This is a genomic window from Streptomyces sp. NPDC096311 (genome assembly GCF_044763085.1).
Lineage (GTDB): Bacteria > Actinomycetota > Actinomycetes > Streptomycetales > Streptomycetaceae > Streptomyces.
Genome location: NZ_JBIWFN010000001.1, coordinates 420,156 through 438,296 on the forward strand (window position 1 = coordinate 420,156; position 18,141 = coordinate 438,296).

Below are 18,141 nucleotides of genomic sequence, written 5' to 3' on the forward strand. Positions count from 1 at the left end.
TGTCCCTGTAGCGTCGCCGTCATTCGGGAATCGGGATGAGCCCGCACATGGGCTCCCGTTGTGACCGCAGACACAGAGCAGGGAATCTTCATGCCGGACATGCACGCACTGCGCCGCGCGCGGCGTGGACTGGCCGCTACCGCGGCGGCCGGGTCCGCGCTCGCGGCGCTCTTCGCCGCCACCCCGGCCCAGGCGAGCACCGCCGACGCCGCCTCCGAAGCCACCGCCACCGTCGGCGGCTCCCAGGTGAAGTGCACCTCGCAGCGGCCAGAGCTCGCGGCCCGGCTGTCCAAGGACATCGCGGGTGCCCTGCACGGGCGGGACCACGCCGCGGCGCTCGCGCTGTACGACCGCACCACGGGGACCTCGTGCGGCTTCCGGGCCGACACCGCCTTCGACTCGGCGAGCGTGGTCAAGGTCACGATATTGGGGGCCCTGCTGCGCCAGAGCATGGAGCAGCAGCGGGCCCTGACCGCTCACGAGGTGGAACTGACCACCGCCATGATCACCAAGTCGGACAACGACGCGACGAACGCCCTGTGGCACCAGATCGGCCACACCGGCATCCAGCACTTCCTGACCCTGGCCGGGATGGGGGACACCGTCCCCGGGCCCAAGGGTTACTGGGGGCACACCCAGGTCACGGCCGGGGACCAGCTGAAGCTGCTCCGGCTGCTCACCTCGGACAACTCCGTCCTCGACCAGGGCGCGCGTACCTACGCCCTCCAGCTCATGAACCAGGTCGTCCCCGAGCAGCGTTGGGGAACGCCCGCCGGAGCCCCCGCGTCGGCGACCGTTCAGGTCAAGAACGGCTGGCTGCCGCGCGACACCCACGGCTGGCGGGTGCACAGCGTCGGTGTGTTCACCGGCGGCGGCCACGACTACGGACTGGTCGTGCTCTCCCAGGACAACCGCACGATGGCCGACGGCGTCGCCACCATCGAGAGCGCCGCCCGTGCCGTCAACCGGGACCTGAACACCTCAACTGCCGCGTAGGTATTCCCCTTTCGCGCCGATCAGTCGGACGTTAGGGTGCGGGCAGCGAGTGTGATCCCCGAGGAGTCGAGACATGGTCGGTCGTCCGGGCGCGCGTTGACGTCGTAGGCCCTCAGCGGCCCGTCATCGCGTGCTGCCCTTGATGCGCGGCACAGCGAGCCTTCCCCCACCCGAACCGTCGGCGTCCTCGACGTGCGCCGGGTGGCGGGCTCTGTCTTGCGCGACCCAAGGGGTTTCCAGTGCCGGACGCTTCCTCCTGTCAGCCCTCCTCGTCATCCCCGTCCTCCTCGTGCTCCTCGTCATCTCCGTCCTCCTCCGCGTCCGGCCCAGGGCGTCCGGATGCGCCGGCCCTCCGGCGCGACGCCGACTTCCGCCGGCTGTGGGTGGGACAGACGGCCTCCCAACTCGGCGAACACGCGAGCCTGGTGGTCCTTCCGCTGATCGCGGTTCTCACACTCGACGCCGATGCCGGCCGGCTGGGCGTCCTCCGCGCGGTGGGGCAGGCGCCGACCCTGCTGCTCGCGCTCCTCGTCGGCGCGTGGGTGGACCGATGGCGGACCCGCACGGTGATGGTGCTGGCGGACCTCGGCCGGGCCCTGGTGCTGGGCGCCGCCGCCCTGGCCGGACTCCTCGGCGGGCTCGGCCTGTCGGCACTCCTTGTGGTCGCCTTCACCGTCGGGGCCCTGTCGGTGTTCTTCGACGTGGCGTACCAGGCCTCTCTCGTACGACTGGTGGAACGTGACCGGTTGACGCTGGCCACCAGCGCGATCGAGGGCAGCCGCTCGGCGGCACAGATCGTCGGCCCCGCCCTGGGCGGCGCGCTGGTGTCCCTCCTGTCGGCGCCGATCGCCGCCGCGTCCTGCGCCCTGTCCTTCGCGGGGTCGTTCCTTTCGATCCGGCGGATCCGGCGCCGCGAAGCGGTCCCCGAGCGGTCGGGACCGGCCCCTCGGGTCTGGCGCCGGATCCACGAGGGCCTGCGCTTCGTCGCCGGGGACACCTCGCTGCGGACCGTGGGCCTGGCCTCGGCCGCCTTCCAGTTCTCCTTCGCGGCGACGATGACCGGCTATCTGCTCTTCCTGCCACGGGACTTGCACCTGTCGGGCAGCGTCGTGGGGCTGACACTCGCCGCCACGGGGCCGGGCGCGCTCCTGGGTTCTGTGCTGGCCGCCCGGCTCCCGAGCCGGTTCGGTCACGGCGTGGTGCTCGTGTCGGCGGCGGCGCTCGGCGACGGCGTGATGCTGTGCGTGCCCGCGCTGAGCGGCCCCTCCGCGGTGACGATCGCCTCGCTCGTCGCGGTCAACTTCGTGTTCGGGACCTTTGGCCAACTGGTGAACGTCACGGTCATGGCCGTGCGGCAGGCCGTCACCCCGGACGGGATGCAGGGCCGCGTGGCCGCGACGATCACGTTCGTCGGCATGGGGGCCGCCCCGCTCGGCTCACTGCTCGGCGGCTTTCTCGCGGGGGAGTGGGGGCTGCGCACCAGCCTCCTGGTGACGGCCGCCGGCATGATGCTGTCCCCGGCGCTGATGGCCCTGTCCCCACTCGCCCGCCTGGGACGCGAGCTGCCCCCGCGGGAGGCGCCGCCCGGCCATCGCCCCCTCTCGTCCGGCCATCGCCCCCTTCCGCCCGGCTGAGCGGTCGCGGGAGCGGTGATCGGCCGCCGGGGCAGCTCACCTCTCCGTCTTCGACCCGTTCGGGTAGCGGTCGCGCATGGCGGGGCTCGCCGCCGGGCCTGCCGCGAAGACGAAGGCGTCGCTGTCGTCGAGCCGGTGGCCGGTCCTGGCGTCGACGACGACGGGCTCGACCTCCTCGCCGCTGTCCGCGTCGACGAGGATCATGCTGCGGTCCTGCGGCGCCAGCCGGGAGTTGCCCCAGGCGGCCAGGGCGACTATCACCGGGCGGAGCGAACGGCCGAGCTCCGTCAGGACGTACTCGTGGCGTACAGGGTTGGTCTGGTACGGCCGACGCTCCAGCAGTCCGTCCGCGACGAGGCTCTTGAGCCGGGCCGTGAGCATGCTGGAGGAGATTCCCAGGTTCTCCTGGAACTGGTCGAAGCGGGTGTAGCCGTCGAAGGCGTCGTGGAGGATCAGCAGCGTCCACCACTCGCCCACGTGTTCCACCGTCGTGGACAGCGGGCACTCCCGGTCCTCCAGCCTGATGCGGCTCGCCACGGCGACCATCCCCTCGGTTACTGCTAAAGTCGAAGTTATTAGCTTCTATTTTAGCAGTAACGGGGCGGCGGTGTTCGGCATGCCCGCACCCGGGAACGGAGCGCACCATGGCCATCCACCCCGGCGAATCCCTCGCGGGCCGTCGAGCCCTGGTCACCGGCGGCACCAAAGGCACCGGAGCGGCCATCGCCCGACGCCTCGCCGAGGCCGCGGCGACCGTACTCGTCACCGCCCGCAGCCGTCCCGACGAGGTCGACGAGAAGACGTTCATCGCCGCCGACCTGTCCACGGCCGACGGCGCCGCACGGGTGGTCGGTGAGGTGGAGGCCCGGCTCGGAGGTGTCGACATCCTGGTCAACACCCTCGGCGGCTCCGAGGCGCCCGCCGGGGGCTTCGCGGCACTGGGCGAGGACGACTGGGCCAGGGAACTGAACGTCAACCTGATGGCCGCCGTCCGCCTGGACCGCGGACTGCTGCCCGGCATGATCGCGGCCGGAAAGGGCGCCCTCGTGCATGTCACATCGATCCAGCGCCGCATGCCGCTGTGGAACGGAACCCTCGCCTACGCCGCCGCCAAGGCCGCCCTGACCACCTACAGCAAGGGCCTCGCCAACGAGGTCGCCCCGCACGGCGTCCGCGTCAACACCGTCTCGCCCGGCTTCGTCCAGACCACCGCGGCCGACAACCTCGTCGCCAGGATCGCCCACGACGCCGGCATCACCCAGGACGCGGCACTGGCCCAGCTCATGGACTCCCTCGGCGGCATCCCCCTCGGCCGTCCCAACCGTCCCGAGGAAGTGGCCGAACTCGTCGCCTTCCTCGTCTCCGACCGCGCCTCGGCCATCGTCGGCGCCGAGCACGTCATCGACGGCGGCACCACCCCCACGGTGTGAACCGCCCTCACCGACAGCACCTGAAAGACGCCACCACCGAGAGGCCCGTCATGCAGCACGACCAGCCCCAGGCCATCGCTCCGGACACCCTGCCCGAGGTGATCACCCGCTACCTCGCGGCGCACCGCGCCCACGACACCGCCGTGGCCGTCGCCACGTTCACCCAGGACGCCACGGTGATCGACGACGGCAACACCTACCAGGGCACCGCTGCCATCGAGCGGTGGCTGAACCGGTCGGCGACCGAGTTCACGTACACCATCGATCTCACCGGGGCCGAGCGCACCGACGCGAGCCACTACACCGCCACGCACCACCTCGAAGGCGACTTCCCCGGCGGAACCGTCGACCTGCGCTACCGGTTCACGCTCCGCGGCGGCCTCGTGGAACGCCTCGTCATCGAACCCTGAAGCCACTCCAGCCCCTAGCGCGAGGCCAGTTTTCGGAGTATCAGGGCGCAGAGCGGCGTGGGGAGAGCGCGCAGGGTGCGGACCAGGGCGGTCGTGGTCCAGGGGAAGTACGCCTGTGCCGGTTCCCTTTCCAGGGCGCGTACGACGTGTCGTGCCGCCCGGTTCTGGCCGACCTGGAAGGGCTTGGGGAGACCGTCGGCGCCGACGCGGTCGGTTGCGACGAAGCCCGGGTGGATGCTGGTGAACCGGATGCCGTGGGGCGCGAGTTCGACGCGTGCGGTGTCGATGAGGGTGCGGGCAGCGGCCTTCGCGGCGGAGTAGGGGCCCTGGCGGGGGATGCCCATCAGGCCGGCCAGCGAGTTGGTGTGGGCGATCAGGCCTCCGTCGCGCTGGGTCTTCATCTGCGCGATCAGCGGGACGAGGTAGTGGACGACGACGTCGTAGTTCAGGGCCGTGATCCGTGCGATGTCGGCGACGGTGACCTGGTCCATGGACATGTCCGGGCCCTGGCCGGCGTTGAGGAGCGCGATGTCGACGGATCCGTACTCCGCGACGCACGCGGCCACCACGGCGGAGGCCGCCCCCGGGTCCAGGGCGTCGGCGGCGATGTCCAGACAGGCGCTGCCCGCGGCTCGGATCTCCTTGGCCACGGAGGCGAGTTCGGGGGCCCGCCGCGCCGTGATGACCAGCCGGTTGCCGTGGTGCGCGAGTCGGCGTGCCACCTCCGCGCCGATGCCCGAGGAGGCACCGACGATCAGCACGGTTCGGTCGGTGATGCGGGTCATGGTGTCACCTCGCCCGGAGGACGGGCCGTCACAGGAAGTGCCGGCCCTCGCCCCGGTACGTCGGTACGGTGTCGACCACCTCGCCGCCGCTGACCAGGTGGAGTTCGCCGACCCGCTCGCACAGTTCACCGGCCTTGGCGTGCCGCAGCCACACCCGGTCTCCGATGCGCAGGACCTGCGCGGGCTTGCCGAGCAGTGGGGTCTGCACCTCGCCCGCCGCTTCGGTGGCGGTGACGCGCAGGCCGGGGGGCCAGGCCAGGGTGGGCAGCCGGTCCTTGCCGGGCGGCCCCGACGCGATCCATCCGCCGCCCAGGAGCGTCGCGATCTTCGGGGAGGGGCGGCGTACGACGGGCAGCACGAAGTACGCGGCGGGGGCGGGCCGGAAGGACCGGTAGAAGTCGAAGAGCCCGGGACCGTACAGGCCGGAGCCCGCCGCGAGCTCGGTCACGGCGTCCTCCCGCGTGGTGGTCTCCAGGCTGCCGGTGCCGCCGCCGTTGACGAACCGCAGCGGGGTGACGGCACGTACGGCGGCGACCGCGGCCTCCCGTCGGTGGCGCAGTTCCTCGACGGAGGAACGCTGCATCGCGCGCACGACGGCCCGCTTGAGCAGCGAACCGGGCTGGTTGTCGCCGAGGCCGGCGACCTGGCCCTCGTACCCCATGATCCCGGTCAGTTCGAAGCCCGGACGGGCGGCGACCTCGCGCGCGAACGCGGCCGCCTCCCGCGGCGTGTGCACCGGGGACCTGCGCGGCCCGAGGTGGAGACGGCCGCCCGCCAGTCGCAGGGCGGCGTCCAGTTCCAGGCAGACCCGGACGCGGGTCTGCCGGGGGCCGGTCGCCGCGTCCACGAGGTCGAGGTGCTCGACGGAGTCCACCATGAGGGTGATCCGGGAGGCGAGCCGTTCGTCGTCGGCCAGCCGGCGCAGCGCGGTGGCGTCGGTGGTGGGGTAGCCGACGACGACGTCCTCGCACTCCTCGGCCAGCCACAGGGCTTCGGGCAGCGTGAAGCCGAGGATGCCCTGGAAGCCGGGGCGGGCGAGAGCCCGGCGGATGAGGGCGCGCGAGCGCAGCGACTTGCTCGCGAGCCGTATCGGTTTGCCGCCCGCGCGGCGTTCGAGGTCGACGGCGTTGGCGTCGAAGGCGTCCAGATCGATGACGCCGAAGGGCGGCTCCAGGCCCGCGGTCGCCGTCCGCAACCGGTCGAAGCGCCCCTGTTCCGTGGGGGCGGACCGGGCCGGCGTGGTGGCGGTGTCGGTGGTCATCGGTTGTTGTCTCCTCGCTCGCGCACCACGGCCGTGGCCGGGGCGATGCTCCTGCTGCGGCGTTCCGCCATGGCCGCCACCCTGGGGATCACGAAGCGCATCAGCCGGGGGAACACCCCGGCGACCCGCTGAACGCGTCCGCCGACGGCGGGGTGGACGACTTCGACCGGCTTCTTCACGATCGCGTCGACGATGACCGAGGCGACCTTCTCGGGGGTGAGCGGCTTCTCGGCGAAGGTGATCACCGCGCTGGGGTCGGCCATCTCCTGCTCCAGCATCGGCGTCCGGGTGCCGGGCGGGTGGATGATGCTGAACGTCACCGGCCCGCCCCGTTCCTCGATCGCCACGCTGTGGTGGAAGGCGCGCAGCCCGTGCTTGGTCGCGCCGTAGGTGGTGTAACCGGACAGCGGCAGGAACGAGGTCATGCTGCAGACCGTGATGATGTGCCCGTGCCCCTGGGCGCGCATCCGGGGCAGCGCGGTCAGCGTCCCGGTCATCGGGCCGAGCAGGTTGACCTCGACCATGTGGCGGTGCTGTTCCAGGGACAACTGGCGTGCGTATCCGGTATGGATGATCCCGGCGTTGTTGACGAGAACCTCGACGGGGCCGAGCCGGGACGCGACGGCGTCGAAGGCCTCCTCCCAGGCGTCCTGGTCACGGATGTCGAGGGGGATCGCGCAGGCGGCGGGGCCGAGTCGGTCGGCGAGGCGGGTGGCACCGGTCAGGTCGATGTCGGCGAGGGCGACCCGGTGGCCGCGGCGCACCGCCTCGCGCGCGGTGGCGGAGCCGATGCCACTGGCCGAGCCGGTCACCAGGACGACGCTCATCGAGGCCTGCCCTGACATGTGCCGCCGCTGCCGTACGAGGTGTCGTCGTCGCCGTACGAAGGGTCGTCGTGGGCGCGGTACGAGGTGTGGTGGGCGCCGTCGCCCGTTCGATGTCCGTGCATGTGAACTCCCAGGAGGCGGACGGGGGGTGGCCCCGTGGACGGAGTGCCGCGTGTCCGCGAGCGGAGGGGGCGGGCCGACTGTCGGGGCGGGCCCGTGCGTCCGCGGTCAGGACGGCAGGACGTACGCCTCCAGGCGTGCGCCGCCCAGCTGTGCCGCGCGCTCCGGGTCGTCGGTGGGGACGGTGGCGGCGTACAGGGTGTCGCCGCGCGGGCCCGCGACCAGGCAGCTGAGCGTACGTTGGCTGGTGGCGACGCGGTCCAGGACCGTGCCGCCGGGGCCGACCCGGACGCACTCGCCGCGCAGCGCGTTGGCGACCCAGGCCGTGCCGTCCTGGCCCGGTGCGATGCCGTCCGGTGCGATGGGGGTGTCGGAGCGGTCGGCGATCGCCTGGTGGTCCAGCAGGGACGAGACCCGCCGGGTGATCCGGCCGCGCAGCCCGGGACTGTTGAGGGACTTCCACAGCCAGGCCGGGACCAGCGGAGCCCAGGGGCGTGGCGGGCCGAGCCGTCCGTCCGGCAGGACGGGCAGCGCGGTGAGCCGCATCGCCAGTGTCTCGGCGACCAGCAGGGTCCGGCCCTCGTCGATGAGGAAGCAGCCGTTGGGGAACACCAACGGCTCGCTCAGGCCCAGCAGTTCGCCCTCCGGTGACAGGCAGGCGAGCGGCGCCCTGGGCGGGCCCGGCGGTGCGTAGAGCATGGCGTTGGGCCGCTGTCGGACGAAACCGTGGTAGTCGAAGCCGAAATTGCCCACGTAGGCGCGGCCCTGCTCGTCGACGAGCATGTCGTTGACCGGGCCGCCGGCGATGTCCCCGAGGTCCGCGTGCACGACCAGGGAGCCGTCCGGTTCCTGGCGGTGGACGCGGCGTCCGTCCATCGAGACGACCAGCATCCGTCCGTCGGGCAGCCAGCCGAGGCCGCCGGCCCGGCCGGGGACCTCCAGCACGGTCTCCGGCTCCCCGCGGGTGTCCCAGCGGTGCACCGTCCCGTGGGCGAAATCGCAGAACCACAGCGCGCCGTCGTGCCAGCGCAGGGACTCCAGCGTGCCGAATCCGTCCAGAACGACAGTGGCTTGCGGTCGCACTTCCGCCTCCTGAGGGGGCTCGTGCCAGGCGTCGGGTTCCGCTACGGTCGCCCACCGCGTAGAAGTAAGTCAAGAGTCTTGGACGCTTGACTTACTTCTACGCGGATCCGAACTCCGAGCCGACGCGCGGCCCGTGGGTCTGGCTATCCTGGCGGACGAACCCGCAGGTGAAGAGGGGAGATCGTGTGTCCCGTATGGCGGCGAGCGACCGGAGGGCCGAGCTCCTCGAGGCCGCGATCCGGGTCATGACGCGTGACGGCGTGGCCAAGGCCACCACCCGTGCGATCGTCAACGAGGCCGGTATGACCCTCGGGGCCTTCCACTACTGCTTCGACTCCAGGGCGCAGCTCCTCGAACGCGTCACCGAGACCCTCACCGAGCGCTACGTCGCCGAGGTCCGGGGCCTGTTCGCGCCGCACAGGGACATCCGCGACAGCGTCCTCGACAGCCTGCATGCGTTCTGGAAGGGGTTCGAGGCCAACCCCGGCGAGCACCAGATCAGTTACGAGCTCACCCAGTACGCGCTGCGCAATCCCGGCTTCGAGAACATCGCCCGGAGACAGTACGAGATCTTCCTGGCCGCCTTCGCCTCCCTGCTCGAACTGGCCGCAGACAACGCCGGGATCGAGTGGACGCAGCCCGTGCCGATCCTCGCGCGGTACGTGCACTCGGTGATCGACGGCCTGAACATGACCTGGCTCGTCGACCGCAACAGCGACCACAGCCAAGCGGTTCTGCACCTGCTGGCCGACCACCTTCTCCAGTACGCCCGGCCGTCGGCCGTCTGACGCGTGCGCCGTCGGCGGCTTGGAATGCGCTATGATTGATCTTGAGCAGACCGCTGGAAGTCTCGGCGGCAGGCCTCGCGTTGGTGGTCCAAGGAAAGACGCCCCGCTTCCTGCGGGGAGATGCAGGTGCAAGGCCTGCCCGGCGCTCCACAGAACCCCGCCCCCGGATACCGGAGGCGGGGTTCGCTCGTTGCGGCCGGTGCCGTCAGCGGTCCCGGAGGGGCGCGTTCGGGGTGCGGGTCCAGGAGAGGACACCGGTGAGCGCGATCCGCAGGAGGGCGCGCAGTTCGACGTGCAGGGGGGCCCTGCCGTCGGCGGCCTGCGTCCAGCGGTAGAGAAGTCCCAGGTAGGCGTCGCGCAGCATGTTGCCCGCCACCACCGGGTCGATGTCGCGGGCGATGTCCCCGCGGGTTTGCCCCATCGTGATGACCCGGGTGAAGACGTGTCCCGCGTAGTCGGGCTCCTCGAGGAGGGGCTGGCCCGATCTGACCCAGGCGGTCAGCATCACCCGGGTGAGGTCCGGCTCGGCTTCGTTGAAATCGGCCAGGGCGGCCATGCACCGCTCCAACTGGACGGTGGCGTCGTCGTCCCTGTGCGAGAGCGACTTGTCCATGAAGGCCCGCAGGTCGTCCTGGCGCTGCTCCGCCCATGTCGTGACGACGTCTTCCTTGCGCTGGAAGTGATTGAAGAACGTTCCCCGGGCGACATCGGCGCGTTCCGCGATCTGGTCGATCGTCGTACGTTCGTACCCCTGCTCGGCGAAGAGCTCCAGAGCTGCCGTGTACAGGCGGTCGTGCATGCGCTGCCTGCTCCGTTCCCGCCGGCCGGGGGGACGTACGGGCTGGGAATTCTCAACCGTCATCGGCTCTCTCATTCTCTCGGCTCCGACCGGACGTCTCCGCGAACCTTCGGAGTCGACGACGGGCATCCCTACCGTCGTGCCAAGAGACCGGGTCCACGGCGACCGTATCGGTATACCGTAGTCCATTAATGCATCGCGGTTCTAGGTGCGGTACGTGACGCGTTGAACGCCGGAGCGGTCGTACCGCGTGGAGTGCGGTACGACCGCTCCGGCTGAAGGCGACCTGGTCGCCCCTGGGCAGGCCTCAGCGGCTCCGGGGCTCGGGCGCCGCCTCCTCGCGGAGGTCGGCCGCGATGGCGGCGGCGCTCTCGTTGCCCAGCAGACGGCTGGTCGGGAGATCCACCCCGAGTTCCCGGTGCAGGATGCGCCTGAGCTGGGTCGCCATCAGCGAGTCGAGGCCCAGGTCGCGCAGTGACCGCCGTGGATCGACCCGGTCGACGGTGGTGCCGAGCATCGTCGCGGTATGGATGAAGAGGCGCTCCGCGGGCGGACGGGAGGCGTGCGACCGGCCGGCCCCCGGTTTCGGCAGTTTCGGCAGGGGAACCCGCTCGACGGGAGGAAGCGCCGCGCCGGCAGCCGTCATCGCGTCGGATTCGTGGTGTGCCGCGTCGGTGCGACCCGGCGACCGGACCATCGCGATGCCCTCGAACTCGGCGAGCACGCGCCCGTCCGGCGCGGTGAGCAGGACATCGCAGCGAGTACGGTCCCGGTCGGCTTCGGGGGCCGAGCGGGCCGTGCTCCAGTACTCGCCGCCGGGTGCGTCGGCCAGCAGGACGCGGGCGAAGGAAAGGGGCAGATGGGCCCGCGTCGGGTCGTCCGCCGCCGTGGAGTGCGGCCAGGCTCCCAGCATGGCCAGCAGACCGGCCTCCAGAGCGCCGCTCACCGCACCCGAGGGCGCGTGCAACCGCGCCACCGCCTCGATGGCCGTCTTCAACGCCTGGTGCGACCGCGTACCGCTGTTCGTACTCGGCGGCAACGGCCCCGTCGACGCCGGCAAGCGCCGCCCGTGGATCGACTGGATCCACACCTCGCAGAACATCGAGTCCGTCGTCAAGGACTACGTGAAGTGGTGCGACCAGCCCATCGGCCAGCGGGCCACGGTCGAGTCCCTTTACCGCGCCTTCAAGCTGATGAACACCCCCGATGCAGGCGCCGGTGTTCGTGGCGCTCGACTTCGACGTGCAGGAGCAGCCGCTCGAGGACGGCGTACGGCTGCTCCCCGCGCGGGCCACCGAGGCCGCCCGGCTGCCCGCGCTGAACGGCGCCGACCTCGACGACCTGACCGGGCGACTGCTCGCCGCCCGACTCCCGGTCCTGGTCGTCGACTTCTCGGGCCGTGACCCCGGTACCGTCGCGCAGCTGGTCGCGCTCGCCGACGCACTGGGCCTGGCCGTCGTCGACCGCGGCAACCGGCTCAACTTCCCCAACACCCACCAGCTCAACGTCAGCCACACCTCGGGCACGCTCCTGTCCGACGCCGACCTCGTCCTCGCCCTCGAGGTGCAGGACCTGGTCGGCGCCCTCGGCTCCTTTCTCACGCTCACCGACCAGGGAGCGCCCGCGAACGGCGCCGACATCGTCACCGTCGGCTTCAACGAACTGCTCACCAGCAAATGGGCCGCCGACTACCAGCAGTTCGTGCCGGTCACCCGCGCCGTCGCAGCCGACACCGCGGACTCGGTGGCCGCGCTGCGTACGGTCGTCGAGGACCCGGCCGGTCCGTTCGCGGCGCCCGCGTTCACCGAGCGCCGCGAACAGCGCATCAAGGCCCTCACCGACCTGCACACCGAAGCCCGCGCCGACTGGGCGCGCCAGGCCGAGGAGGCGAAGGGCCGCGACGGTATCCACGTGTCGGCTGCCGTCGACGAGATCCACCGTGCGGTCCGCGACGAGGAGTGGATCCTCACCAACACCGGCAGCCTCACCATCGACGGCTGGGTGAAGAAGCTCTGGCCGCTGGAGCGACCCGGCAGTTACCTGGGCCTCAACGGCGGCGGCGGCCTCGGCTACGGCCTCGGCGCGTCGATCGGCGCGGCGCTCGCCCACCAGAGCGACGACACGCTCTGCGTCGACCTCCAGGCCGACGGCGACTTCCTCTACACGCCCAGCGCGCTGTGGACTCTCGCCGCCTACGACGTGCCGCTCCTGGTGATCGTCATGAACAACCGCCTCTATCTGAACTCCACCCAGCACGCCGAGCGCATCGCAGGCAACCGCGACCGGGACATCGACCGCGCGCACATCGCCACCAGTTTCTACGACCGGCCCGTCGACTTCGTGACACTGGCCCAGTCGTTCGGTGTCCACACCCTGCCGCGGGTGGAGCGCGTCGACGCCGTCGCGCCGACCGTGCGCGAGGCGGTCGCCCACATCAAGGAGCACGGCAAGCCCGTCCTCGTCGAGATCCTCATGGAGTGACCGGACCGGCCCGCCCGGACCGGGCCACCGCCTTCCCAGCCCGCGACTTCCCAGGAGGCACCCACCATGACGGTGGTCTTCGAATGCATCTACGACGACGAGCGGCACTTCGGACTGGGCGTGCCGGAGGCCGGAGCGCCCCTGCGCCTGTATCCCCTATCCGGTGACACCCTCGCCGCGCTGCTCACCACGGCGGTCGGCGAGGGGGCGGACACCGCCGCGCTGCTCACCCTGGGCCGGGCGGCCGTCGACGTACCGGCCGCGGAACGTCACCGGGCGCGGCTGCTGCCGCCGCTGCTGCCCGCGCACGTGGGGGACGCGCTGGTCAGCGGCTTCATGATGACGCACAACGTGAAGGTCGGCGCCGAGGTCCCGGACCAGCCCAACTGGTTCGTCAAGGGGCTCGGGGACGTCCTGAAGGTGCCGGGCGAGGCGCTGTCCGTACCCGGCGACGCCGTGGCCGTGTGCGAGGAGGCCGAGGTGGTCCTCGTCTACGTGGGCGACGAACGAGGCACGCCCCGCTACGCCGGCTACACCTTCGGCAACGACGTCACCGACATAGGCCGCTTCAAACAGCACGCCGGACACCTGTCGTACGCGAAGCTGTGCGATGCCGGGGTGTCCCCCTGGCTGCACCTCGGCGAACCGCCGCGCTCGGTGACGGGCGAGGTCACCGTCGAGCGTGGCGGGGCACCGGCCTGGAAGGGCCCGTTCACCACCGGTGCCGACGCCCTCCACTACGACCTGCCCACGATGATGTCGCGCCTCTTCTCCTACGAGGCCCTGCACCGCCCCGGCCGGGTGCACTACGTCTACATCGGCGCCGACCGCAGCAGCTTCCACGCCGGGTTCCGGACCGCGGACGGCGACCGGGTCACCATCGACGTCGCGAGCCACGGTGTGCGGCTGTCCCACCCGCTGGTGTGGACGCGCCGCCCCGGACAGGACTGACGCCGTGACCCCGCTGCGCCGGCTCAGTGACGTCGAGGCGGCGTTCGCCCGCACCCACGCGCTGATGCACGGCACCACGCAGGTCACCACCCATGTCACGGTGCGCGGCGACCTCGACCCCGAGCACTTCCGGCGCGGCGCCGGGCGGTGGGCCGCCGAGCTGCCGCTGCTGTCGTTGCGCATCGAGGAGCGGCCCGACGGTCTGTGGTTCACCACCGGCCCCGGACCCCGGACCGGACAGATCCGGCACGACCCGCTCGGCGCGCCGGACTTGCCCGACGACGTACTGCGCCGGGAGCTCAACGGCGTGCTGGAGACCGGTGGTCCACTGTGGCGGCTGCGCCTCGTCCGCGACCCGGGCGCGGGGGTGTCGCACCTCTACTTCACCCGCAACCACGCGATCTCGGACGGCCACTCCACCGGTGCCGTGGTCCGCGCTCTGCTGGACGCGCTGTTCGCCCCGACCGAGGGGGTGAGCGGTCACGACGTCCGGACCCTGCCGCCCAACGGCGACGCGTTGACGTACCGTCCGCCCGCGTCGCCGGACGCCCCGGTACGGAAGCCCGTGCCGGGGCCCGATCCCCTGCCGTTCGAGGCGCACCGGCCGTGGGACGAGCGGGCCGCGGACTTCGTCCCGCTGGCGTTCACCCGGGAGGAGAGCCTGGCCCTCAAGTCCTGGTGCAGGGAACGGGAGGTGACGGTCAATCAGTTCTTCGCGGTCGCGCTGGCCGAGTCGTACGCCGAGGCCACGGGCCGTTCGGAGGTGACTCTGTGCACGGCCGTGTCGCTGCGGCGACGATACGAGGAGAGCGCCGAACTGCCGGACGTGGGCTGTTTCATCAACGTCCTGAACGTTGCCGTGCGGGTCGGCCGGGGCGATCCGGCCGACGAAGCCCGTGACTACGCCGCGGCGCTGGCGCGGGCGGACTCCGCGTGGCGCCCGCCCCGCCGGGACCACGCGGTGATCCGGCGGGCGGTGGAGGAGACTGCCGCCGCCCGGTCGGCCGCCGGTATCTGCATCACCAACGTCGGTGTCGTCGACCCGGCGCTCGGCCCGCACACCGCGCGGGTCACCGGCTATCGCACCGTGGTCAACCGCGTGGGCGCCAACTACGGGGTGGTCCTCCATCTCGCCACCCTCGGCGGGGCGTTCACGACGGCACTCGCCTTCGGTACCCCCAGCACCGACCCGGACACGGTGCGCGCCGTGGCGAAGGCACTGCGCGAGCGCGTGCTGCGCCCCGCCGCGGCGGCACGGGGACTGTCGGCGGGAGCCTCCCGATGAGGTGCTCAGGCCTTGTTCTCGGTGTCCTTGGTCTCCCAGGCGTCCTCGGTGCGCAGGACCAGGGCGAGGAGGCCGGGGAAGCGCTCGTCGAACTCGGCGCGGCGCAGCCGGTTGAGTCTCTTGGGTCCGGCGTCGCGCTGCTCCAGGAGGCCGGCCTCGCGCAGTACGGCGAAGTGGCGGCTGAGGGTCGCTTTGGTGACCGGCACGTCGAAGCTGCCGCACGACCGTTCCCAGTCGGCGGCCCCGGCCAACTCCCGTACCAGGGTCTGGCGGACCGGGTCGGCGAGGGCGAGCAGCGCCGCCTCCAGCTGTACCTCGCCCGGGGGAGTGTGGATCGGTGGCGTCCGGTGACTCGAGGCTGCCGTCGGCTGTCGGCTTTCCACGGTCGACCGCCCGCCCCGTGTCGTCGACTCTCGGCTCTGTGCCGTCATGGCTGGTTGCTCCGTCCCGACTCGCTTGGTCCGTGAGGCGTGCCGTACACGGATTGCAGAGTGTTCGATGATCTGCATACACTCGGACTGTTCGCTTGTAGACGAACAGTCTACCGGAGCCCGCTGCGTATCGCCCGGCTCCGGCCCCCCACCGCCCTCCGGCACGACGGAAGGAAAACCGTGCCTCAGACCCAACCCCACAAGACCCGGCCGGGACTGACGCTGTTCGCGGCCTGCCTCGGTTTCGTGGTCGTCATCCTGGACGTCAGTGTCGTGAACGTCGCCACCAAGGCGCTCGGCGCGGACTTCGGCGGCAGTCTGTCCGGTCTTGAGTGGGTGATCAACGGCTACACGCTCACCTTCGCGGCCTTCCTCCTGACCGCCGGTGCCATGGGCGACCGTTACGACCCCAAGCAGATCTTCATGGCGGGCTTCGCCCTGTTCGCCGTGACGTCCCTGGCCTGCGGCGCCGCCCCCTCGTTGGTCGCCCTCATCACCGCCCGTGTGGTCCAGGGCGTCGGCGCCGCGATGATCGTGCCGTCCTCGCTGTCGATCGTGAACACCAACTTCCCCGACCCGGCGGAACGCACCCGCGCCGTGAGCCTCTGGGCCGCGGCCGGCGGACTCGCCCTCGCGCTCGGCCCGGTCGTGGGCGGCCTGCTGGTCGACTCGCTCGGCTGGCGCTCGATCTTCTACGTCAACGTCCCCATCGCCGCCGTCGGCATCGTGCTCGTGCGGGCCCACGCCCGGCCCGCCCCCGTGCGCGATGCCTCGGTCCGCCGCTCGCTGGACCTGCCCGGTCAGCTGCTCGCCGTCGTCGGCCTGGGCGCGTTCACCGGAGCGATCGTGGAGGCCAACGCGCAGGGCTGGTCCTCGGCCATCGTCCTGACCTGCCTGGCCGTCTTCCTGGTCGCGCTGGTCGGCTTTCTCGCGGTGGAGCGCCGCAGTGGCGACCCGATGCTGCCCCTCCACCTGTTCGGCCGACGGGCGTTCAGTTCCACGTCCCTCATCGGAGTGCTGCTGAACTTCGCCTTCTACGGCCTGATCTTCGTCTTCAGCCTCTTCTTCCAGCAGTTCTGGGACTACTCGCCCATCGGTGCCGGACTCGCGTTCCTCCCCATGACGGCCGCCATCATGATCGCGAACCTGTCGTGCGGTCCGCTGGTCAAGCGCTATGGCGCCCGGACCGTACTGATCACGGGCAACACCCTCGCCGTCCTCGGCTACCTGGCCACGGTCCCCGTCGTCGACTCCGGGGCGTACGCGCAGATGACCGCGCAGTTCGTCGTCGCCGGATTCGGCATCGGCCTGGTCGTCCCCTCCATGACCAACGCCATGCTCGGCTCCGTGGACCCGGCCAACGCCGGTATCGCCTCCGGCGTGCTCAACGCCTCACGTCAGCTGGGCGGCCTCATCGGGGTCGCGGTGATGGGTCTGCTCGTCGGCCAGGCCGCATCCGACCACTTCCTGTCCGGCCTGCGCGCGGCCCTGCTCTGCGCCGTGGTGGCCCTCGCGATCAGCGCGGTGCTCAGCGCGGTCGGCCTGCCCAGGCGTCGGGCGACCACGGCGACGGCCCCGGCGGACGCCGTGTCCAAGGCCGGGTCCGAGCCCGAGCCCTCTCTGAAGACCGCCGACGCGCGTTGACGGCCGCCGCCCGGTCGCCCTACCCCAAGGAGTCCCCGTTCCATGCCTCACCTCGTGCTCGAATACTCCGGCAACGTCCGGAAGCGCATAGACCCGGTCGCCCTCTTCGGGAAGCTGCACACCGAACTGGCCTCCGTCGGAGGCTTCCGCATCCAGGACTTCAAGAGCCGTGCCGTCCGCATGGACCAGTACTTCATCGGGGACGGCGCCCGCGAGCAGTCGTTCGTCAACCTCGACGTACGGACGTTCGGCGGCAAGTCCCCGGAGGCCAGGACGGCGGTGAGCGAGGCCGCCCTGAGCGTGCTCGCCGACGCCTTCGAGGCGACCCTGCGCGAGACGGCCTGCGACATCTCCGTCCAGATCACCGAGCTGGACCGCCCGAGCTTCGCCCGGACCCGGTCCGAGGACCACAGCGGCCGTCCCGCGGCCTGACCGGCCCCGCCCCCTCCACGTACAGGAGCAGAACCAGTCATGAGCGCATACGCAGACCAGCGCGTCCTGGTCGTCGGCGGCACCTCCGGTGTCGGCCTCGCCGCCGCCCGGGAGTTCGTCACGCAGGGCGCCGACACCGTCATCGCCTCGCGCAGCCCGCAGCGGCTCGACGCGGCCCTCGCGGTGCTCGGCGGGCTCACCGCGTCCGGCGGCGGGGCGGTGAACGGGCAGACCCTGGACATCCGTTCCGAGGAGGAGGTGGAGAAGTTCGCCGCCACCGCCGGGGAGTTCGACCATGTCGTCGTCTCGGCGGGGGAGACCCCCATGGGGCGGGTCGACGCCCTGCCGCCGGCCGACGCGTACGCCGCCATGGACAGCAAGTTCTGGGGCGCGTACCGCATCGCCCGGTCCGTCCGCGTCCGGCCCTCCGGGTCGCTGACACTGCTCGCCGGCTACCTCTCCCAGCGGCCGGGCCGGGCCTCGGCCCTGCAGAGCGCCATCAACGCGGCCCTCGAGGCCCTCGTGCGCGGCCTGGCCCTGGAGTACGCGCCGCTGCGCGTCAACGCCGTCTCGCCGGGGCTGCTGCGGACCCCGCTCTGGGAGGGGATGGACGTCACCGCCCGCGAGCGGATGTACGAGGCGGCGATGCAACGACTGCCCGTGGGGCGCGTGGGGGAGGCGGCCGACGTCGCCCAGGCGGTGCTCTTCGTCACCGGCAACGCCTACGCGACGGGCACCACCGTGTACGTCGACGGCGGCGGAACCATCGCCTGACGACACATGA

Annotated in this window: 20 protein-coding genes; 11 read left to right on the plus strand and 9 right to left on the minus strand. The window is 71.6% G+C overall.

All coding sequences use genetic code 11. The features are described 5' to 3' along the window. Positions 1-99 precede the first annotated feature (99 nt). Both ACIRA5_RS01950 and ACIRA5_RS01955 read left to right on the plus strand, forming a co-directional pair. Complete coding sequence (locus ACIRA5_RS01950; RefSeq protein WP_403687201.1) at positions 100-996, plus strand: serine hydrolase; 897 nt, start codon at positions 100-102, stop codon at positions 994-996. A gap of 239 nt (positions 997-1,235) precedes the next feature. After that, on the plus strand, positions 1,236-2,630 hold the full coding sequence (locus ACIRA5_RS01955; protein WP_403686277.1) for an MFS transporter: 1,395 nt from the start codon (positions 1,236-1,238) through the stop codon (positions 2,628-2,630). Positions 2,631-2,666: 36 nt separating this feature from the next. Here the strand turns inward: ACIRA5_RS01955 and ACIRA5_RS01960 are convergent, their stop codons facing one another. After that, positions 2,667-3,176, minus strand: coding sequence for a winged helix-turn-helix transcriptional regulator (locus tag ACIRA5_RS01960; RefSeq protein WP_403686279.1), 510 nt, complete (start codon positions 3,174-3,176; stop codon positions 2,667-2,669). Between the two features lie 98 nt (positions 3,177-3,274). On the opposite strand from ACIRA5_RS01960, the gene ACIRA5_RS01965 reads away from it, so the two are divergent. Next, positions 3,275-4,060 (plus strand): SDR family oxidoreductase, encoded by a 786-nt coding sequence (locus ACIRA5_RS01965; RefSeq protein ID WP_403686281.1) that lies wholly within the window; start codon positions 3,275-3,277, stop codon positions 4,058-4,060. A 50-nt stretch (positions 4,061-4,110) separates the two neighbouring features. Then, positions 4,111-4,470, plus strand: coding sequence for a nuclear transport factor 2 family protein (locus ACIRA5_RS01970; protein ID WP_403686282.1), 360 nt, complete (start codon positions 4,111-4,113; stop codon positions 4,468-4,470). A 14-nt stretch (positions 4,471-4,484) separates the two neighbouring features. Here the strand turns inward: ACIRA5_RS01970 and ACIRA5_RS01975 are convergent, their stop codons facing one another. The 5 genes from ACIRA5_RS01975 to ACIRA5_RS01995 all read right to left on the minus strand — a co-directional run bounded on the left by ACIRA5_RS01975 (position 4,485) and on the right by ACIRA5_RS01995 (position 8,546). Continuing rightward, complete coding sequence (locus tag ACIRA5_RS01975; RefSeq protein WP_403686284.1) at positions 4,485-5,255, minus strand: SDR family NAD(P)-dependent oxidoreductase; 771 nt, start codon at positions 5,253-5,255, stop codon at positions 4,485-4,487. A 28-nt stretch (positions 5,256-5,283) separates the two neighbouring features. Next, positions 5,284-6,516, minus strand: a complete 1,233-nt coding sequence (locus ACIRA5_RS01980) for an amino acid deaminase/aldolase (protein WP_403686286.1) — start codon at positions 6,514-6,516, stop codon at positions 5,284-5,286. Beyond that, positions 6,513-7,343, minus strand: a complete 831-nt coding sequence (locus tag ACIRA5_RS01985; RefSeq protein ID WP_403686288.1) for an SDR family NAD(P)-dependent oxidoreductase — start codon at positions 7,341-7,343, stop codon at positions 6,513-6,515. Before ACIRA5_RS01985 ends, ACIRA5_RS01980 begins: the two co-directional genes overlap by 4 nt. Beyond that, positions 7,340-7,465: a hypothetical protein gene (locus tag ACIRA5_RS01990; RefSeq protein ID WP_403686290.1), complete on the minus strand. Its 126-nt coding sequence runs from the start codon at positions 7,463-7,465 to the stop codon at positions 7,340-7,342. The genes ACIRA5_RS01985 and ACIRA5_RS01990 overlap by 4 nt, the downstream gene beginning before the upstream one ends. Before the next feature lie 106 nt (positions 7,466-7,571). Further along, positions 7,572-8,546, minus strand: a complete 975-nt coding sequence (locus ACIRA5_RS01995; RefSeq protein ID WP_403686292.1) for an SMP-30/gluconolactonase/LRE family protein — start codon at positions 8,544-8,546, stop codon at positions 7,572-7,574. Between the two features lie 194 nt (positions 8,547-8,740). Between ACIRA5_RS01995 and ACIRA5_RS02000 the strand changes: the two genes are divergently transcribed. Further along, positions 8,741-9,334, plus strand: coding sequence for a TetR/AcrR family transcriptional regulator (locus ACIRA5_RS02000; protein WP_403687203.1), 594 nt, complete (start codon positions 8,741-8,743; stop codon positions 9,332-9,334). 205 nt (positions 9,335-9,539) lie between these two features. On the opposite strand, the gene ACIRA5_RS02005 is transcribed toward ACIRA5_RS02000, so the two are convergent. Together ACIRA5_RS02005 and ACIRA5_RS02010 are read right to left on the minus strand one after the other, a co-directional pair. Next, positions 9,540-10,133 (minus strand): TetR/AcrR family transcriptional regulator, encoded by a 594-nt coding sequence (locus ACIRA5_RS02005; RefSeq protein WP_403686294.1) that lies wholly within the window; start codon positions 10,131-10,133, stop codon positions 9,540-9,542. 307 nt (positions 10,134-10,440) lie between these two features. Continuing rightward, positions 10,441-11,250, minus strand: coding sequence for a phosphopantetheine-binding protein (locus tag ACIRA5_RS02010; RefSeq protein ID WP_403686296.1), 810 nt, complete (start codon positions 11,248-11,250; stop codon positions 10,441-10,443). A gap of 89 nt (positions 11,251-11,339) precedes the next feature. On the opposite strand from ACIRA5_RS02010, the gene ACIRA5_RS02015 reads away from it, so the two are divergent. The 3 genes from ACIRA5_RS02015 (at position 11,340) to ACIRA5_RS02025 (ending at position 14,850) form a co-directional block, all read left to right on the plus strand. Beyond that, positions 11,340-12,614 (plus strand): thiamine pyrophosphate-dependent enzyme, encoded by a 1,275-nt coding sequence (locus ACIRA5_RS02015; protein WP_403686297.1) that lies wholly within the window; start codon positions 11,340-11,342, stop codon positions 12,612-12,614. Positions 12,615-12,680: 66 nt separating this feature from the next. Then, positions 12,681-13,565 (plus strand): FAH family protein, encoded by an 885-nt coding sequence (locus ACIRA5_RS02020; RefSeq protein WP_403686299.1) that lies wholly within the window; start codon positions 12,681-12,683, stop codon positions 13,563-13,565. A gap of 4 nt (positions 13,566-13,569) precedes the next feature. Continuing rightward, the gene (locus ACIRA5_RS02025) at positions 13,570-14,850 is read left to right on the plus strand and encodes a hypothetical protein (protein WP_403686300.1); all 1,281 of its coding nucleotides are present in this window, start codon (positions 13,570-13,572) and stop codon (positions 14,848-14,850) included. 5 nt (positions 14,851-14,855) lie between these two features. Here the strand turns inward: ACIRA5_RS02025 and ACIRA5_RS02030 are convergent, their stop codons facing one another. Then, positions 14,856-15,281, minus strand: coding sequence for an ArsR/SmtB family transcription factor (locus ACIRA5_RS02030; protein WP_403686301.1), 426 nt, complete (start codon positions 15,279-15,281; stop codon positions 14,856-14,858). Positions 15,282-15,461: 180 nt separating this feature from the next. On the opposite strand from ACIRA5_RS02030, the gene ACIRA5_RS02035 reads away from it, so the two are divergent. Genes ACIRA5_RS02035 through ACIRA5_RS02045 form a run of 3 tightly spaced genes read left to right on the plus strand, consistent with a single transcriptional unit; the run spans position 15,462 to position 18,131 of the window. Continuing rightward, complete coding sequence (locus tag ACIRA5_RS02035; protein WP_403686302.1) at positions 15,462-16,925, plus strand: MFS transporter; 1,464 nt, start codon at positions 15,462-15,464, stop codon at positions 16,923-16,925. 42 nt (positions 16,926-16,967) lie between these two features. Next, positions 16,968-17,357: a 5-carboxymethyl-2-hydroxymuconate Delta-isomerase gene (locus ACIRA5_RS02040; protein WP_403686304.1), complete on the plus strand. Its 390-nt coding sequence runs from the start codon at positions 16,968-16,970 to the stop codon at positions 17,355-17,357. Between the two features lie 39 nt (positions 17,358-17,396). Beyond that, the gene (locus tag ACIRA5_RS02045) at positions 17,397-18,131 is read left to right on the plus strand and encodes an SDR family oxidoreductase (RefSeq protein WP_403686305.1); all 735 of its coding nucleotides are present in this window, start codon (positions 17,397-17,399) and stop codon (positions 18,129-18,131) included. The last annotated feature ends 10 nt before the right edge of the window (positions 18,132-18,141 follow it).

Excerpts from the sequence above, each read along its gene's own strand:
- ACIRA5_RS01960 (WP_403686279.1), bottom strand. The coding sequence starts at position 3,176 with ATGGTCGCCGTGGCGAGCCGCATCAGGCTGGAGGACCGGGAGTGCCCG.
- ACIRA5_RS01975 (WP_403686284.1), bottom strand. The coding sequence starts at position 5,255 with ATGACCCGCATCACCGACCGAACCGTGCTGATCGTCGGTGCCTCCTCG.
- ACIRA5_RS02020 (WP_403686299.1), top strand. The coding sequence starts at position 12,681 with ATGACGGTGGTCTTCGAATGCATCTACGACGACGAGCGGCACTTCGGA.
- ACIRA5_RS02000 (WP_403687203.1), top strand. The coding sequence starts at position 8,741 with ATGGCGGCGAGCGACCGGAGGGCCGAGCTCCTCGAGGCCGCGATCCGG.
- ACIRA5_RS02030 (WP_403686301.1), bottom strand. The coding sequence starts at position 15,281 with ATGACGGCACAGAGCCGAGAGTCGACGACACGGGGCGGGCGGTCGACC.
- ACIRA5_RS01985 (WP_403686288.1), bottom strand. The coding sequence starts at position 7,343 with ATGAGCGTCGTCCTGGTGACCGGCTCGGCCAGTGGCATCGGCTCCGCC.
- ACIRA5_RS02045 (WP_403686305.1), top strand. The coding sequence starts at position 17,397 with ATGAGCGCATACGCAGACCAGCGCGTCCTGGTCGTCGGCGGCACCTCC.
- ACIRA5_RS02040 (WP_403686304.1), top strand. The coding sequence starts at position 16,968 with ATGCCTCACCTCGTGCTCGAATACTCCGGCAACGTCCGGAAGCGCATA.
- ACIRA5_RS01990 (WP_403686290.1), bottom strand. The coding sequence starts at position 7,465 with ATGCACGGACATCGAACGGGCGACGGCGCCCACCACACCTCGTACCGC.
- ACIRA5_RS02015 (WP_403686297.1), top strand. The coding sequence starts at position 11,340 with ATGCAGGCGCCGGTGTTCGTGGCGCTCGACTTCGACGTGCAGGAGCAG.
- ACIRA5_RS01965 (WP_403686281.1), top strand. The coding sequence starts at position 3,275 with ATGGCCATCCACCCCGGCGAATCCCTCGCGGGCCGTCGAGCCCTGGTC.
- ACIRA5_RS01970 (WP_403686282.1), top strand. The coding sequence starts at position 4,111 with ATGCAGCACGACCAGCCCCAGGCCATCGCTCCGGACACCCTGCCCGAG.
- ACIRA5_RS01980 (WP_403686286.1), bottom strand. The coding sequence starts at position 6,516 with ATGACCACCGACACCGCCACCACGCCGGCCCGGTCCGCCCCCACGGAA.
- ACIRA5_RS02005 (WP_403686294.1), bottom strand. The coding sequence starts at position 10,133 with ATGCACGACCGCCTGTACACGGCAGCTCTGGAGCTCTTCGCCGAGCAG.
- ACIRA5_RS01950 (WP_403687201.1), top strand. The coding sequence starts at position 100 with ATGCACGCACTGCGCCGCGCGCGGCGTGGACTGGCCGCTACCGCGGCG.